The sequence below is a fragment of the Rhodococcus artemisiae genome, from assembly GCF_036327795.1.
GTDB lineage: Bacteria > Actinomycetota > Actinomycetes > Mycobacteriales > Mycobacteriaceae > Rhodococcus > Rhodococcus artemisiae.
The window spans coordinates 191,792-206,761 of record NZ_JAUTXY010000008.1; the positions used below are offsets into that span (position 1 = coordinate 191,792).

Annotated in this window: 16 protein-coding genes; 11 read left to right on the forward strand and 5 right to left on the reverse strand. The window is 66.5% G+C overall.

What is annotated here, in order from left to right:
* Nucleotides 1-22 precede the first annotated feature (22 nt).
* Together Q7514_RS18400 and Q7514_RS18405 are read right to left on the reverse strand one after the other, a co-directional pair.
* Entirely contained in the window at nt 23-505 is a 483-nt protein-coding gene (locus tag Q7514_RS18400) for an SRPBCC family protein (RefSeq protein WP_330134698.1), read from the reverse strand.
* A gap of 42 nt (nt 506-547) precedes the next feature.
* Complete coding sequence (locus Q7514_RS18405; protein ID WP_330134699.1) at nt 548-895, reverse strand: ArsR/SmtB family transcription factor; 348 nt, start codon at nt 893-895, stop codon at nt 548-550.
* 174 nt (nt 896-1,069) lie between these two features.
* On the opposite strand from Q7514_RS18405, the gene ggt reads away from it, so the two are divergent.
* The 4 genes from ggt to Q7514_RS18425 all read left to right on the forward strand — a co-directional run bounded on the left by ggt (nt 1,070) and on the right by Q7514_RS18425 (nt 6,474).
* Entirely contained in the window at nt 1,070-3,049 is a 1,980-nt protein-coding gene (ggt, locus tag Q7514_RS18410; RefSeq protein ID WP_330134700.1) for a gamma-glutamyltransferase, read from the forward strand.
* A gap of 214 nt (nt 3,050-3,263) precedes the next feature.
* Entirely contained in the window at nt 3,264-4,430 is a 1,167-nt protein-coding gene (locus Q7514_RS18415; protein WP_330134765.1) for an iron-containing alcohol dehydrogenase, read from the forward strand.
* Nucleotides 4,427-5,803 (forward strand): MadS family sensor histidine kinase, encoded by a 1,377-nt coding sequence (locus Q7514_RS18420; RefSeq protein WP_330134701.1) that lies wholly within the window; start codon nt 4,427-4,429, stop codon nt 5,801-5,803. Before Q7514_RS18415 ends, Q7514_RS18420 begins: the two co-directional genes overlap by 4 nt.
* Nucleotides 5,800-6,474 (forward strand): MadR family response regulator transcription factor, encoded by a 675-nt coding sequence (locus Q7514_RS18425; protein WP_330134702.1) that lies wholly within the window; start codon nt 5,800-5,802, stop codon nt 6,472-6,474. Before Q7514_RS18420 ends, Q7514_RS18425 begins: the two co-directional genes overlap by 4 nt.
* 5 nt (nt 6,475-6,479) lie before the next feature.
* Here Q7514_RS18425 and Q7514_RS18430 read toward each other — a convergent pair whose 3' ends face one another.
* Nucleotides 6,480-6,821 carry a winged helix-turn-helix transcriptional regulator gene (locus tag Q7514_RS18430; RefSeq protein ID WP_330134703.1) on the reverse strand — a complete coding sequence of 114 codons (342 nt, stop codon included), beginning with the start codon at nt 6,819-6,821 and terminating at the stop codon, nt 6,480-6,482.
* A gap of 86 nt (nt 6,822-6,907) precedes the next feature.
* On the opposite strand from Q7514_RS18430, the gene Q7514_RS18435 reads away from it, so the two are divergent.
* Complete coding sequence (locus tag Q7514_RS18435) at nt 6,908-7,726, forward strand: NAD(P)H-dependent oxidoreductase (RefSeq protein WP_330134704.1); 819 nt, start codon at nt 6,908-6,910, stop codon at nt 7,724-7,726.
* Here the strand turns inward: Q7514_RS18435 and mftM are convergent.
* Together mftM and mftR are read right to left on the reverse strand one after the other, a co-directional pair.
* Nucleotides 7,675-8,484: a mycofactocin oligosaccharide methyltransferase MftM gene (gene mftM / locus Q7514_RS18440; protein WP_330134705.1), complete on the reverse strand. Its 810-nt coding sequence runs from the start codon at nt 8,482-8,484 to the stop codon at nt 7,675-7,677. The two genes, Q7514_RS18435 and mftM, sit on opposite strands and share 52 nt — an antisense overlap.
* Nucleotides 8,481-9,125 (reverse strand): mycofactocin system transcriptional regulator, encoded by a 645-nt coding sequence (gene mftR, locus Q7514_RS18445; protein WP_330134706.1) that lies wholly within the window; start codon nt 9,123-9,125, stop codon nt 8,481-8,483. The genes mftM and mftR overlap by 4 nt, the downstream gene beginning before the upstream one ends.
* Nucleotides 9,126-9,250: 125 nt before the next feature.
* Here mftR and mftA point away from each other — a divergent pair, with 125 nt between their 5' ends.
* From mftA to Q7514_RS18475, 6 genes are read left to right on the forward strand one after another with little or no spacing between them, the layout of a single operon-like run.
* Nucleotides 9,251-9,346, forward strand: coding sequence for a mycofactocin precursor MftA (mftA, locus tag Q7514_RS18450; protein ID WP_330134707.1), 96 nt, complete (start codon nt 9,251-9,253; stop codon nt 9,344-9,346).
* A 1-nt stretch (nt 9,347) separates the two neighbouring features.
* Nucleotides 9,348-9,662: a mycofactocin biosynthesis chaperone MftB gene (mftB, locus tag Q7514_RS18455; RefSeq protein ID WP_408016128.1), complete on the forward strand. Its 315-nt coding sequence runs from the start codon at nt 9,348-9,350 to the stop codon at nt 9,660-9,662.
* Between the two features lie 25 nt (nt 9,663-9,687).
* On the forward strand, nt 9,688-10,932 hold the full coding sequence (gene mftC, locus Q7514_RS18460) for a mycofactocin radical SAM maturase (RefSeq protein WP_247274948.1): 1,245 nt from the start codon (nt 9,688-9,690) through the stop codon (nt 10,930-10,932).
* A gap of 21 nt (nt 10,933-10,953) precedes the next feature.
* Nucleotides 10,954-12,162: a pre-mycofactocin synthase MftD gene (mftD, locus tag Q7514_RS18465; RefSeq protein ID WP_330134708.1), complete on the forward strand. Its 1,209-nt coding sequence runs from the start codon at nt 10,954-10,956 to the stop codon at nt 12,160-12,162.
* A 23-nt stretch (nt 12,163-12,185) separates the two neighbouring features.
* On the forward strand, nt 12,186-14,105 hold the full coding sequence (locus tag Q7514_RS18470; RefSeq protein ID WP_330134709.1) for a mycofactocin system FadH/OYE family oxidoreductase 1: 1,920 nt from the start codon (nt 12,186-12,188) through the stop codon (nt 14,103-14,105).
* A 51-nt stretch (nt 14,106-14,156) separates the two neighbouring features.
* Nucleotides 14,157-14,969: a mycofactocin-coupled SDR family oxidoreductase gene (locus Q7514_RS18475; RefSeq protein WP_330134710.1), complete on the forward strand. Its 813-nt coding sequence runs from the start codon at nt 14,157-14,159 to the stop codon at nt 14,967-14,969.
* The last annotated feature ends 1 nt before the right edge of the window (nt 14,970 follow it).

Genomic DNA, 14,970 nt, shown 5'->3' on the forward strand with positions numbered 1-14,970 from the left:
GTGCGTGGCCGAGCCCGGCTGTTCACGGCGCCGACACGCGTGCCAGAACTTCGTCGAGCTGGTCGTAGCCCTGGCTCATGCCGGTCTCCATCCCGGACGATGCCATTCCGTCGCGAGCTTCCATGCTCGGGTACACAGCGTGGCCTCTGAGCTTGCAGCGCCCGCCGCCGAGATCGGTGAAGGTGAGGAACTCGATGCTCACCACATCAGCGAAGCCGTCGAATTCGAACGTTTGAACGGCGAATTCGTTCTCGCGCACGGTGTGGAACATTCCCGTGAACGTGTACGAACCGTCGTTGTCGGTGTGGGTGTACCGGTAACTGCCGCCGGTGTGGAAATCGTAGTGGTCGATCGTCATCTCCATGCCGCGTGGGCCGAGCCACTGCACGATGAGATCAGGGTCTTTGTGGGCGCGGAACACGTCGGCGACAGGAAAGTCGAATTCGCGCTCGTAGTCGATGAAGGGGACGCTGTCGGGGACTGTGACGTTCAGGGCATTACTCATGACGAACCTTGCGAACCTTTCTGGGAGGTCCTCGGGGAACCCCTATGGTTTCGGGTCGGCCGATTCCCCGGCCAGCACGGCGTCGAGATCGCGGAACTGCTGTTCCTTGACCAACCGGTAGCGGTCGATCCAGGCGGTCAGCATCTCCAGCCGCGCGGGATTCAGATGGACGGGGCGACGCTGGGCGTCGCGTGTGCGCGTGACGAGTCCGGCGTGTTCCAGCACCTGAATGTGCTTCGAGATCGCCTGTTTGGTGATCGCGAAGGGTTCCGCGAGTTCGTTGACGGTGGCGGGCCCGCGGCTGAGCCGGGCGACGATGCGGCGGCGGACCGGGTCGGCCAGGGCAGTGAATGCCAGGTCGAGTCGGTCGTCGTTCGCGTCGTCGTGCATAGTCGGGCCTCCATTCCGCAACCTTCTGGTTTATCAACCATCTGGTTGAATAAAGGATGCGCTCGTACGCGCCTCCTGTCAAGGCCGTTCGGAGAAGTTCGAATGGCCGTGTAGTTCGAAGGCCGTGTAGTTCGAATGCCCGCGCAGCTGCGATCACCCGGTTACCGTCGGAGGATGATCTCGGGGGTGCGAATTCGGTCGGGAATCAGGGTCGCTGCGGCAGCGGCGGTGTCGCTCGCGCTCGTCGGCGCGTGCGCGTCGGGGTCCGAGGGCGAGGGAGGCGACGACACGCAGGGTGCCGCCGCGACCTGTACCGCGGCGCCCAACGGCACGCCGCTCACGGGCGCACCACCGTCGCCGGAGACGGGTGAACGCGACATCTCGACCAATCCCGAGATCGCGACCGGCTATCGCACGGGCATGACCGCGGTGACCGCCGATTCGTATGCGGTCTCGACCGCGAATCCCGTCTCCACCGAGGTGGCGTGCGCAGTCCTCCGCGATGGTGGCACCGCGGCCGACGCACTGGTGGCGGCGCAGATGGTGCTCGGACTCGTCGAACCCCAATCGTCCGGCATCGGTGGTGGCGCGTTCCTGGTGTACTACGACGCCGAATCCGGCGAGGTCCAGGCCTACGACGGCCGCGAGACGGCCCCCCTGTCCGCGACCGAGAACTACTTGCGCTGGATCAGCGACACCGACCGCACGGAACCGAAGCCCGACGCGCGCGCCAGCGGGCGGTCGATCGGAGTGCCGGGCGTGTTGCGCATGCTCGAAACGGTGCACGCCGAACACGGCTCGACGGGCTGGGCGGACCTGTTCGACCCCGCAATCGAACTCGCCGACCAGGGAATCGTGATCAGCGATCGCATGGCCGATTCGATCGCCGATTCCTCGGCGCAACTTGCGGTCGACGACGACGCCCGCGCGTATTTCCTGCTCCCGGACGGGAGCCCCAAACCGGCGGGGGAGACACTCACCAATCCGGCCATGGCCAAGACTCTGGGCGCGATCGCCACTGGTGGCGCCGACGCTTTCTACACAGGCGACATCGCGCAGGCCGTCGTCGACGCGACGGCAACCGACTCGGGTGGGCGCACCCCCGGCACGATGACCCTCGACGATCTCGCCGGATACGAGGCGAAGGTGCGCACACCCCTATGCACCTCGTACCGCGACTACGAGATCTGTGGGATGCCGAATCCGTCGTCCGGTGGTATGGCGGTGGCGGCAACACTCGGCATCCTCGAGAACTTCGACCTCGCCGGGTTGCCGCCCAGCGACGTCGATGCCGACGGTGGTGTGCCGAACGCCGATGCCGTCCACCTGGTCTCGGAGGCCGAGCGACTCGCCTACGCGGATCGCGACAAGTACGTCGCCGATTCCGATTTCGTTCCGCTGCCCGGCGGTTCGCTCGACACCCTCGTGAACCCCGACTACCTCGCAGAACGTGCCGGTCTGATCGATCCGGGTAAGAGCATGGGCGAAGCGCAGCCGGGCGACTTCGGCCCCGTACCACTCGGTGTTCCCGCGCAGAGCCCCGAACACGGAACCAGTCACATCTCGGTTGCCGACAGCTACGGCAACGTCGCGTCGATGACCACCACCATCGAGTCGGCATTCGGGTCGTTCCACATGACCGACGGATTCCTCCTGAACAACGAGCTGACGGACTTCTCCGCCGAGCCGGTCGACGAGGAGGGCCTGCCCGTCGCCAACCGCGTGGAACCCGGTAAACGGCCGCGCAGCTCGATGGCCCCGACCCTGGTGTTCGACCGCACCCCCGACGGTGGACGCGGCGATTTGCAGATGGTCGTCGGATCGCCCGGTGGCTCGGTGATCATCCAGTTCGTGGTCAAGACCCTCGTCAACTCGCTCGATTGGGGACTCGACCCGCAGCAGGCCGTCTCGGCGGTGTCGTTCGGGTCTGCGAACACCCCGGTCACCGGAGTCGGTGGAGAACACCCCGCGATCGATGCGTCCGACGACGGCGCACACGACCCCGTCGTGCAACAGCTTCGCGACATGGGGCACGAGGTGTCCGTCGCCCCGCAATCCAGCGGGCTCAGTGCGCTCCAGCGCGACGGCGAGGGCTGGATCGGCGGCGCCGATCCGCGCCGTGAAGGCGCCGTCATGGGAGACACCGGTCAGTGACCACGACCTGCACCCGACGAGACCTGTCGCGACCGGACCTACCCGATCGGGTAGGTCGAGCGCCCGCCCGCAGGTCCGGTGCGTGCCTGTCCGCAGCGGCCTAGGCTCGAGGTGCCCCGCGTAAGCTGGATCACAGCAATTTCGTCCGGATCGTCAGGAGTGAGAAGTGGCCGTCGTCGTGCCGGAACCCGGGTATGCAAGGGCGGGCCACCATATCGGCGAGGGGAGCCGCCCCGGGGTCGTGAAGTTCCACGCTCCCGAGATCGTGTTCGGGGAGGGATCGCTGGTCGAGGCGGCACACGCCACGGCGCGCCTCGGCGGGGTCCGGCCGATGCTTGTCACCGACCCGGGACTGACGGCAGCCGGCTGGGTCGACGAGTTGCGACGCCACCTCCTCGACCGGGGCCTGAGCCCCACCGTCTGGTCGGACCTGACTCCGAACCCCAAGGACTACGAGGTCACGGCAGGTCACGAGGTGTACCGGGAGGCCGGCTGCGACGTGCTCGTGGCGCTCGGTGGAGGCTCCGTGATCGACGCCGCGAAGGGGATCGCGATCCTCGCCGCGAACGGCGGCAGCATCCTCGACTACGAGGGCGTCGACCGCGCGAGCCTGCCGATCCCGCCGATGGTGATGGTGCCGTCGACGTCCGGTACGGGTGCCGACGTATCCCAGTTCTGTGTGGTCACCGACACCGCACGCGGCAGCAAGATCACCATCATCGGGCGGTCCCTGGTGCCGGATCTCACGGTGATCGACCCGCGCCTGCTCACCACCATGCCCGACGACCTCAACGCGGCAACCGGCCTCGACGCGCTGACGCACGGCGTCGAGGCATTCGTCTCCCTCGCACACAATCCCCTCACCGACCATCACGCGCTGCGGGCGATCGACATGGTCACCGGCACGCTGGTCCGCACGATCGACGACCCACACCACATGGCGGCGCGCGCGGCGATGGCACAGGCGAGCCTGGAGGCCGGGCTGGCCTTCACCAACGCGATTCTGGGTGCCACGCATGCAATGAGCCATCAGGTAGGTGGTCTCCTCGATCAGCCCCACGGCGTCATCAACGGGGTGTTGCTCCCGCATGTCATCCGATTCAACGGCGCGTCCGATCCCGACCCGTACGTCACGATCGCCGCGACACTCGGGCTCGACGAAGCACGTGGACCCGCAGCCGACGCAGTCGAAGCGGTGGCCGCGCGGATCGACGACCTCTCCCGCCGGGTGGGTGTGCCACGAGGGCTGAAGCAGCTCGGAGTCACCGAGGGCGACCTCCCGCGGCTCGCCGAGGGGGCACTCCGCGACGCCTGCATGTCCACAAATCCGCGTACCGCAACTCACGAGCAGATGATCGAACTGTTCCGGACGGCGCTGTGAGCGCGCCGGATCTCTCGGCGCTTACTGGCCTCAGGTCGGGAAAGCCGACGTTCTATCCTCAATATCGCGGTGCGGCAGAACGTCTCGAACGGGTTGTGTATGCGCTCGAATTGATCTCCCGAGCCCTGGTCCGCACCGTCGAGGGCCCCGAGACATTGATCTGCGCAGTTGCGGAGGCTGCCCGCGCACATCTGAGCGCCCGCTGGGTGGCGTTCGCACTCACCGACGGCACCCTGCCGGATGCGGGCCCGCGCCGGCTCGTGCTCGGGCCCGACGCCACCCCGTTCCTGGTCGACAACGTCGAAGGGCCACCGTTGCCCGACGAGGTGGTCTCCGTCCTCGAGGACATCCGCCGCGGATCGATCGAACAGGACACCGAGGTCGCGCCGCACCGTGCGTTCGTGCCGATCGTCCTCGACGGGGGTACGGCCGGAGCGATCGCGGCGTGGACACCCGAGCACCGCGTCCTCGACACCACGGATCGGGCGGTGCTGTCGATCCTGGCGAGCCAGACCGCGGTCGCGCTCCAGAACTCGGCGCTGTATCAGCGGGGTCAGTTGCTGCTTCACCGCGCCGAGCTGGCGTACCAGGAAGCCAATCGGTCGGCGGCCGACTTGCAGGCACGCAACGAAGAACTCGAGGCGACGCTGCGCGAGTTGGCACTGACCCAACGCAGGCTCGGTGCGGCGCACCGACATCAGGCGCTCGACGAGGAACGGCACCGTATCGCACGTGAACTCCACGACAGCGTCACCCAGGCCGTGTTGTCCGCCGGAATGCAGATAGAAGTGTGTCGCAGCGAGATTCCCACCGAGGAGCGCAGCGAGCGGCTCGATCTGGCCAAGGAGTTGACCCGCCGCGCCGTCGAACAACTCCGGTCCGCCATCTACGCCCTCAACCGCACCTCCGACGCCGATCGCTCGTCGCTCCCCGAGATGCTCGAGCAGCTCCGGGTCGCGCACACGCCCGCAGAACTCGACATCGCGGTACGGGTGGGCGGCACACCCGTCGAACTGTCCGGCGACGCCGAACACTCCCTCCTCCGGATCGCGGGTGAGGCCCTGTTCAATGCTGCCGTGCACGCGAACGCGACCAGGGCGATCCTGCGCCTGACCTACAGCCCCGATTCGGTGCTGTTGTCCGTCGCAGACGACGGTGACGGCGACCCTGCACGCATGCGGCTGATGTTGAAACTGGCCGACGGCAACGACCTCGACGGTCGTCATCGCGGGCTGGCCAACATGAAGGCCCGCGCACACGAACTCGGCGGCACCCTCGAGGTGCGCCGAGCCAGGATCGGCGGGGTTCGCATCGCCGTCCGGATCCCGGTTCGCCGCCCGGCTGCACCGGCCACGACGGGAGAACTGCAATGACCTTGCCGCAACAGCACACACAGCGTGCCCATTCCGGCACCATCAGGATCGCGCTGGTCGATGATCACGCGATCCTCCGCCAGGGATTGCGTTCGATCCTCGACCGCGAACCCGACCTCGAAGTGGTGGGGGAGGCGTCCACAGATGTGGAGGCGGTCGCGCTGGTGGACCGGATGCGCCCGGACATCGTCCTGCTCGACCTGAAGCTGTCGGCCGGGTCCGACTTCGAAGGTCTGGCCCTGTGCGGGCAGTTGTCCGCATCCCACCCCGGCACTGGATTGCTCGTACTCACTACCTTCCTCGACGAGCAGATCGTCGTCCGTGCGGTGCATGCAGGTGCCCGCGGCTACGTCGTCAAGGATGTCGACACCACCGAACTCGTTCGTGCCATTCGCGCGGTGTCGCGTGGGGAGAGCGCATTCGATTCGCGCAGTGCGGCGGCGGTGGTGCGGTCCCTCAACGGTCAGGGCGTCTCGGTCGAACAACTGACCGGGCGGGAACTCGAGGTGCTGCAACTGCTCGCGGGTGGCCTGTCGAACGCGAAGATCGGTGAGCAGCTGTATATCTCGGCGACCACCGTGAAATTCCATGTCAGCAACATCATGCGCAAGCTCGGAGTGAGCCGACGTGCGGAGGCGGTGTATGCGGCGAGCAAGCAGGGCCTGATCTGACCTCGTCAGGATGAGGGCAGCTGCTCCTCGAAGTTCTTGCCCCACTGGTCGAGCCAGGCGACTGCGGTGTCGAGTGTCCGCCCGAGGTCGGTCAATTCGTACTCCACCCGCGGCGGCACCTCGGCGAAGACGGTACGCGAGACGATGCCGTCGGTTTCGAGGTCGCGGAGCTGCCGGGTGAGGACTCGCGGACTGACAGGTCCGACGAGTCGTCCCAATTCCCCGAATCGACGCGGTCCGTCGAGCAGGTACTTGACGATCGTCAGCTTCCACGCCCCGCCGAGGACCGCGACCGCCACCTCGACCGGACATACCTGCAGCGCCGTCTCCACCGCTTTCCTGTGCATCGGACCTCCAATGCTTACATTTATGTCACTATCGGACATGAATGTGCGTACTTCACAATAGAGCTGCAGCATCAGAGTATGGGAGTATGACGTCGAACGAAAGCGTGCTGTGGGTGCACGCGCATCCCGATCGAACCTCGTTGAATCATGCGCTGTTCCGGTCCGGTACGGATCGACTGCGGTGCGTCGGCCATGATGTGTCGATTTCGGATCTCTATGCGCAGAACTGGAATCCGGTGCTCTCCGGCGCGGATTTCGTCGGTCCGGTGGGCGACACCTTGTCGGCGCAGCAGAAGCATGCCACCGCGACGGGAGGGCTCGCTGCCGACATTCGTCGTGAACAGGACGCCGTGCGGGCGGCACGGTACATCGTCGTGCAGTTCCCGCTGTGGTGGTACGGCATGCCCGCGATACTCAAAGGCTGGTTCGACCGCGTGTTCACCAACGGGTTCGCGTTCGGAGTGCACGACGAGCACGGACATGTCGTCAAGTACGGGGACGGCGGCCTCGCGGGCAAGACGCTCCTCGTCGTGGTGACCGCGGGTGACCGGGAGTCGGCGCTGGGGCCGAGAGGAATCAGCGGTTCCATCGATCACGTCCTGTGGCCGCTGCTCCACGGCACCGGCTTCTACACCGGAATGCGGGTGCTGCGACCGCATCTGATCGCGAGTGCGAACTTCATCGACGCGCAGGGTTTCGACGTGGAGGAGAAGCGGTTGCACGCCCGGCTCGGCAAGCTCGATGCCGAACCGGCAATCGATTTCCGGTCGCTACGCTCCGGTGACTACGACGCCGATCACGTGTTGTTGCCGCACATCCCTGCCGGTGAAGGCGGTCCGGACAGCCATGTGCGTCAGCGGGCGTCGAGCACCAGCCAGCCGCCGTGGTGCTCGAACGCCTCGTAGGGCAGGCCCGTGCCGCGACCCAGCGCCTCGAGCGCAGTGAGATCGAACGTCCGGATGTGCCCATGGCACGCGGTGGCCTCGTCCTCGAACGGCACGGCAACCACGACGCGCTCTCGTGCGACCCGCAGGGCCTCGCGCAGCACGGCATCGCCTATCTCGTCGTCGACGTGTTCGAGCAGGTGGATGGCGGTGACGGTGTCGGAGCTGTTGTCGGGGACAGGCACGTTCGCGGCGTCGCACACGATCGTGTCGAGTTCGATGCCGAGCTCGGGCGCGACGGCGTCGAGCAGGCGCATGGTGCCGGGCAGGATGTCGGTGGCCGTGACGCGAGCACCGGCGCGGGCAAGGCGGAGCGGGAGGAAACCGAAGCACGACCCGAGGTCGAGCACGTGGCCCCGGACGAGCTCTTCGGCCTTGTCGTGGATCGGGGCGAAATCTGCCGTGCCGTCGAGGAGCTCGCCCAGAGAATTGCGGTAGTAGGTAGCCCACGCGTCGAGTGCGCCGGTAACCGTGGAGCGGACGAGCCCCACCATGGTCAGTTCGAACTCCTCCTGCCCGAATGCGGCGTCCTGCACCGACGCGGTGACTGCGGCAACGAGCCGTTCGCTGAGCTGGTCGGCGGTGAGTGAGTGCGTCACGTGCAACCGGTCGTCGCCGCGACGCAGGGTGAGACCGCCGGACGGAACGTGCTCGACCGTCACGTGGTCATGAGACCAGCGTCCGGGAGGGCACGGGGCGAGGGAATCGAGCACGGTCATGGCAGGCCAACCTCGGTGGAGTGTGGAGCGACGGTGAGACCACTGTAGTCGAGTCCTGCTGTGAGGGGCTGCATTCCGGTTGCGAGAAGCTCTCGGAGATTCGCCGCGGGATTGTCGAGCCACTCCTCGTACGCGGCGAGTGCCACACCGAGGAGCAGGTACCCGCATGTGCGCGGCATGTGGTCGTCCGGGGACGCGCCGGTGCGCCGCGCGGTGAACTCGGCAACGACGCGTCGCCACCCTTCGTACATCACCGACGAGTACCCCTGGAGCGCCGGCGTGCGCAGGATCAGGCTCATCCGTGCACGATGGCGATCGGCCTCCGAGTCCGGGAAGGTGTTGAAGTCGAGTATCGCGGTGGTGAGTGCTTCGGTCAGCGGGACATCGTCGGGGATCGCTGCGAGGAGATTCCGCATGTGATCGAGGTGCGCATCGAAATCACCCCAGGCCAGAGCGTTCTTCGAGGGGAAGTACCGGAAAAAGGTACGCCGCGCGATACCGGCCTCCTCGGCGATGTCGTCGACGCTGGTCTCGTCGAAGCCGGCCCTCTGGAACAGCTCGATACCGATCGCGGACAGGCCCTCCTTCGTGGTGGACGGGCGTCGCCCTACCCGAGCGGACGGTTTTCGCCGGCTTCGCATCGTTGTTGCCCTCCTTGCGTGACATTCTGCACCCGATGCCATTACAGTGGTGAACCGGGTCACAGCGCAAGTGTCGTGTGACACCGGCTCCAGCCCTGGAGCGTGAACCAACCCGAGGAGGAAGCATGTCCGATCGTGACAACGCGGTGATCGAGTCCGGCCTGATCGAGGAATCCCTCGTCGAAGAGGTGTCCATCGACGGTATGTGCGGCGTGTACTGACATGACCGCGCCCGGAGCCACCGACGTGTCCCCCGAAAAGATGGATACCGAAACGTTCGATCCGGGTGCCACCTGGCGGCTCCATCCGCAGGTAGCGCTTCGCCCCGAACCCTTCGGGGCGTTGCTCTACCACTTCGGCACCCGCAAATTGTCGTTCCTGAAGAACACCGTCATCGTCGACGTCGTCAAGTCGCTCGACGACCATGAATCGGTGCGAGAGGCGTTGCGCGCCCACGGGATCGACGAAAGCGCCGAGCGGCCCTATGTGCGTGCCCTCGGCACGCTGGCCGCTTCGCACATGATCGTTCCCGCCTGACGTTCCGACCCAGCAAGGATCCGCCATGACGTCTCTGCTCGAACCGCCCGTTACCGCTGCTCCACCGAAGGTGGGTCGCCTCGTCGACCAGTTCGAGAAGGGCCTCGACGCCCCGATCTGCCTGACCTGGGAACTGACCTACGCCTGCAACCTGTCGTGCGTGCACTGCCTGTCGTCGTCCGGTAAGCGCGACCCGCGCGAGCTGAGCACAGAACAGTGCAAGTCGATCATCGATGAGCTCCAGCGCATGCAGGTGTTCTACGTCAACATCGGCGGTGGCGAACCGACGGTGCGCTCCGACTTCTGGGAGCTCGTCGACTACGCCACCGAGCACCAGGTCGGAGTGAAGTTCTCGACCAACGGCGTGCGCATCGACAAGAAGGTCGCCGCACGCCTCGCCGCCTCCGACTACGTCGACGTGCAGATCTCCCTCGATGGCGCGACCGCCGAGGTCAACGATGCTGTGCGCGGTCCCGGTTCGTTCGCGATGGCCGTGCGGGCACTGGAGAATCTGTCCGAGGCCGGATTCCGCGATGCCAAGATCTCCGTGGTGGTCACCCGCCAGAATGTCGACCAGCTCGACGAGTTCAAGGCCCTCGCCGACCAGTACGGCGCGACGCTGCGCATCACGCGCCTGCGACCGTCCGGGCGTGCCGTGGACGTATGGGACGATCTGCATCCCACTCACGAGCAGCAGCGGCAGCTCTACGACTGGCTCGTCGCGCACGGCGAAGGTGTGCTGACCGGCGACTCGTTCTTCCACCTGTCCGCCTTCGGAGGCTCCGACGGTGGAGGTGGGCTGCCCGGCCTGAACCTGTGCGGTGCGGGCCGCGTCGTGTGCCTGATCGACCCGATCGGCGACGTCTACGCCTGCCCGTTCGCGATCCACGACAACTTCCTCGCCGGCAACATTCTCACCGACGGTGGTTTCTCGCAGGTGTGGAAGACCTCCGAGCTGTTCCGATCACTGCGAGAGCCTCAGTCGGCCGGTGCGTGTGCGTCGTGCAACTTCTACGATTCGTGCCGTGGCGGCTGCATGGCCGCGAAGTTCTTCACCGGTCTGCCGATGGACGGACCGGACCCGGAATGTGTTCAGGGATACGGACAGTCGGCCCTCGAAGGGGAGCGCACCGTACCTCAGTCGAGTGTCGACCACTCGCGCACCGGTAAGCGTGCCGAGCGTCGCACTCCGGCGGCGCCGGTACCTCTGACCTTGCTCACCAAACCCCCCGCCAAGTTCTGCGACGAAAATCCGCTCGCAGGCCTGTAACTCCCGAGGAGACCACTTCAGATGGCCAAGCCCTCCTGGCTGAAGAACCCGTGGGCGCAGGACCCCTGGTTCGAAACGGTCGCGATCGCGCAGGAACGCGCCCGCAAGCGACTGCCCAAGTCCGTCTACGGCGCGCTGGTCGCCGGGTCGGAAGCCGGTCTCACGGTGGACGACAACACGGCTGCGTTCCGCGAACTCGGATTCGCTCCGCATGTTGCCGGGCTCTCGGACAAGCGTGAGATGAACACCCATTTCCTGGGGCAGGACGTGTCGCTGCCCGTGATGATCTCGCCGACGGGTGTGCAGGCCGTGCACCCCGACGGCGAGGTCGCGGTGGCGCGTGCCGCCGCTGCCCGAGGCGTCGCGATGGGACTGAGCTCGTTCGCGAGCAAATCCATCGAGGAGGTCGCGGCCGTCAACGACAAGACCTTCTTCCAGATGTACTGGGTGGGCAGTCGCGAGGTACTCGTCCAGCGAATGGAACGTGCGCGCGCAGCAGGCGCCAAGGGTCTGATCATGACCCTGGACTGGTCGTTCTCCAACGGTCGCGACTGGGGTAGCCCGGCAATCCCCGAGAAGATGAACTTCGACGCGATGGTCAAGTTCGGCCCCGAGGGCATCACCCGCCCCAAGTGGTTGCTCGAATGGGCCAAGACGGGTGCTGTTCCCGACCTGACCACCCCGAACCTCACGCCCCCGGGTGGGCGGGCTCCGACGTTCTTCGGTGCCTACGGCGAATGGATGACCACCCCGCTGCCCACGTGGGAAGACGTCGCGTGGCTGCGCGAGCAGTGGGGCGACGGCCCGTTCGTGCTCAAGGGCGTCATGCGTGTCGACGACGCCAAACGTGCCGTCGACGCCGGAGTCACCGCGATCTCGGTGTCCAACCACGGTGGCAACAACCTCGATGGCACCCCGGCGCCGATCCGTGCGCTGCCGGCCATCGCCGAGGCGGTGGGCAAGGACGTCGAGGTGCTGCTCGACGGCGGCATCCGCCGCGGTAGCGACGTCGTCAAGGCGCTCGCGCTGGGAGCCAAGGGGGTCCTCATCGGACGCGCCTACCTGTGGGGTCTCGCCGCGAACGGCCAAGCGGGTGTGGAGAACGTCCTCGACATCCTCAGCGGCGGAATCGGTTCCGCCCTGATGGGTCTCGGGAAGAACTCCATCCACGAGCTCACCCCGGACGACGTGTTCGTCCCCGACGGTTTCCGCCGGGACCTCGGAATCTGACGACCCGCCTCGGCCCGAGACAGATGAGCGCCGGCTCCGACGTTCCGACCAGGCTCACCGATCCGATCACCCTCGCCGGACGCACCGCTCCGGCGAGGGTGATCTTCGGTCCCCACGAGACGAATCTCGGTGAGGGAAGGTCGTTCTCGCGCCGTCACGTGGCCTACTACGAGCGGCGGGCACGTGGCGGCGCCGGGATCGTCGTCACCGAGGTCGCGTCGGTCCACCGGCTCGACCACCCTTACGAACGCGCACCCCTTGCCGAGACCAACGGTGACGGATGGGCGCGGATCGTCGCCGCGTGCAGGCCTCACGGATCTCTCGTCCTCGCCGGCCTCGGACATTGTGGCCTGCAAGGGTCGAGTGCCTGGTCGCAGTCGGCGCTCCGGTCGCCGTCGCGGGTACCGGATCCGTCGACCCGCGAACTTCCCGCCGAGATGACCGGCGCCGACATCGATGCCGTGATCGAGGGATTTCGGCGTGCCGCGGCGATCGCCGTCGTGGCGGATGCCGACGGTGTGGAACTCGATGCGGGAGCGACCGCGCTGCTGCGCCAGTTCCTGTCCGGGCTCACCAACCATCGCGAGGATGAATACGGTGCGGACAGACTGCTCCTGTTGCGCGAGGTGCTGACCGCAGTTCGCGACGAACTCGGAACGAAACGAATAGTGGCACTGCGCCTCTCGTGTGACGAGAACGCTCCCTGGGCAGGTGTCACCCCGGATGCTGCGGCCATGTGGGCCCGCGACCTCGCCCCGCACCTCGACCTGCTCACCGTCGTGCGAGGTGGCCTGTACACGCCCGAGACCTACCGGCCCGACGCACACACTCCCGAGGCATTCAATGGCGACCTGTGTAGCGGGATACGCCATGCCGTCGACGGCGCCGTGCCGGTGGTCCTCCAGGGCAGTGTCGTCGACCCTGTTCGTGCGGCACGCGCTCTCGGCGGGATCTGTGACATGGTCGAGATGACGCGCGCTCAGATCGCTGATCCCGATCTCGTGCGAGCGATCCGGGATGGGCGACAGCCGAGACCGTGTGTGCGCTGCAACCAGGCGTGTCTCGTCCGGGATTTTCGCAACCCTACCGTCGGATGCATCGGGAACGCCGAAGCAGGTCGAGAGGTACGACCGCCGGTTCGGCCCGCAAGGGCCGTCCGCGACGTGATGGTCGTCGGTGGGGGACCGGCGGGACTCGAGGCTGCGCGCGTGCTCGCCGAACGTGGGCACCGCGTCGTGGTGACCGAACGGGACGACCATGTCGGGGGCCTGCCGCACCTGATCTCGGTCGGGCAAGGGCGCGCCGACTTCGCTGCGCTCACCAGCTGGCTCGAGAGTCGGTGTCGTGCCCTCGGTGTCGAGATTCGGACCGGCGCCGAGACCGTCGAGACCGACATCGAATCGGCAGTTGCACAGGGCGTCGTCGTGGTGCTGGCCACCGGTGGTGAATCCCGCCCGCCGGTATTTCCCGTCACAGGTGAAGGCCGGTACCTCACGGCAGCCGAGGCGCTGACGAAGTTCGGCCGAATCTCGGGCCGGGTGGTCGTGTGGGACCCGGCCGGTGGCCCGATCGCCGTCGCGGTGGCCGAACGCCTCGCGGAGCTCGGAGCGGAGGTGCACTACGCGACCGTCGACCCGATCGCCGGGTCCCGGTTGGCACCCACCGGCGATCTCGTTGCGGCAAATGCTCGGTTCGCGCGGGCCGGGATCACCCGGCACCTCGACGTCACGATGTGTGCGGTCGATGGTGACGGTGTTCACCTCGAGCACCGCCACGCGAGCGGATCGACCATGGTGGAGGGCGCGATGCTCGTCGACTGCACACCGCTGCGTCCTGGTTCCCCGGGGGCTCGGCCGGGGATGACTCGTATCGGCGACTGTAGTGCACCGAGAACTGTCCGATCAGCGGTCGAGGAAGGGTACGACCTGGGGTGCACGCTGTAACCTCAAGAAACTGAAACAAGTTCTACTCGACTATCGAAGGGAACGGCTGCAATGGGCGAATTCGACGGAAAGGTCGTCTTCATCACCGGCATCGCGCGTGGACAGGGCCGAAACCATGCCCTGCGGTTCGCGCGCGAAGGCGCATCGATCATCGGAATCGACGTCGCGAAACCGGTCACGGAGTACGCCACCTACGAGCAGGCGACGGAGGACGACTTCCAGCAGACGGTCCGGTCGGTCGAGGAAGCCGGCGGCAAGATCGTGGCCCGAATCGGAGACGTCCGCGACAGCGCCGCATTGAAGGCCGTCGTCGACGAGGGCGTGGCGCAGTTCGGCAGGCTCGACGTGGTGGTGGCCAATGCTGGTATCTGCACGTGGAACCGATTCTGGGAAATGCCCGACGACCAGTTCGAAGAGCTCATCGACATCAACCTCACGGGCGTGTTCAAGACCCTCAAGGCTGCGGCACCCGCGATGATCGAGGCGGGCAACGGCGGTTCCGTCATCGTCGTCAGCTCGGTCGCGGGACTCAAGGCGATGCCTGGTCAGATCAACTATGCAGCAGCAAAATTCGGCCTCGTCGGACTCACGCAGGCTGCAGCCAAAGAACTCGGCGAGTTCAACATCCGCGTGAACTCCATCCACCCGTACGGTGTGAACACTCCCATGGGTACCGACGTCGCCGTCCTGAAGCTGTTCGAGAAGTACCCGTCGTGGGGTCCGAACTTCGTCCCGATCCTCACCGAGAAGCCCATCGCCGATCCCGACGACATCTCCGACTCGGTGCTCTTCCTCGCAAGCGACCGCGCGAAGACCATCACCGGAAGCCAGATGGCGCTCGACCAGGGCAATTCGAAGGTCTGAC

What these genes read in the sequence shown, in the direction of transcription:
- mftB (WP_408016128.1), top strand. Translation starts at nt 9,348, where the DNA reads ATGACCGCGCCCGGAGCCACCGACGTGTCCCCCGAAAAGATGGATACC.
- Q7514_RS18435 (WP_330134704.1), top strand. Translation starts at nt 6,908, where the DNA reads ATGACGTCGAACGAAAGCGTGCTGTGGGTGCACGCGCATCCCGATCGA.
- mftM (WP_330134705.1), bottom strand. Translation starts at nt 8,484, where the DNA reads ATGACCGTGCTCGATTCCCTCGCCCCGTGCCCTCCCGGACGCTGGTCT.
- Q7514_RS18405 (WP_330134699.1), bottom strand. Translation starts at nt 895, where the DNA reads ATGCACGACGACGCGAACGACGACCGACTCGACCTGGCATTCACTGCC.
- ggt (WP_330134700.1), top strand. Translation starts at nt 1,070, where the DNA reads ATGATCTCGGGGGTGCGAATTCGGTCGGGAATCAGGGTCGCTGCGGCA.
- mftR (WP_330134706.1), bottom strand. Translation starts at nt 9,125, where the DNA reads ATGCGAAGCCGGCGAAAACCGTCCGCTCGGGTAGGGCGACGCCCGTCC.
- mftA (WP_330134707.1), top strand. Translation starts at nt 9,251, where the DNA reads ATGTCCGATCGTGACAACGCGGTGATCGAGTCCGGCCTGATCGAGGAA.
- Q7514_RS18430 (WP_330134703.1), bottom strand. Translation starts at nt 6,821, where the DNA reads ATGCACAGGAAAGCGGTGGAGACGGCGCTGCAGGTATGTCCGGTCGAG.
- Q7514_RS18425 (WP_330134702.1), top strand. Translation starts at nt 5,800, where the DNA reads ATGACCTTGCCGCAACAGCACACACAGCGTGCCCATTCCGGCACCATC.
- Q7514_RS18475 (WP_330134710.1), top strand. Translation starts at nt 14,157, where the DNA reads ATGGGCGAATTCGACGGAAAGGTCGTCTTCATCACCGGCATCGCGCGT.
- Q7514_RS18470 (WP_330134709.1), top strand. Translation starts at nt 12,186, where the DNA reads ATGAGCGCCGGCTCCGACGTTCCGACCAGGCTCACCGATCCGATCACC.
- Q7514_RS18400 (WP_330134698.1), bottom strand. Translation starts at nt 505, where the DNA reads ATGAGTAATGCCCTGAACGTCACAGTCCCCGACAGCGTCCCCTTCATC.
- mftC (WP_247274948.1), top strand. Translation starts at nt 9,688, where the DNA reads ATGACGTCTCTGCTCGAACCGCCCGTTACCGCTGCTCCACCGAAGGTG.
- mftD (WP_330134708.1), top strand. Translation starts at nt 10,954, where the DNA reads ATGGCCAAGCCCTCCTGGCTGAAGAACCCGTGGGCGCAGGACCCCTGG.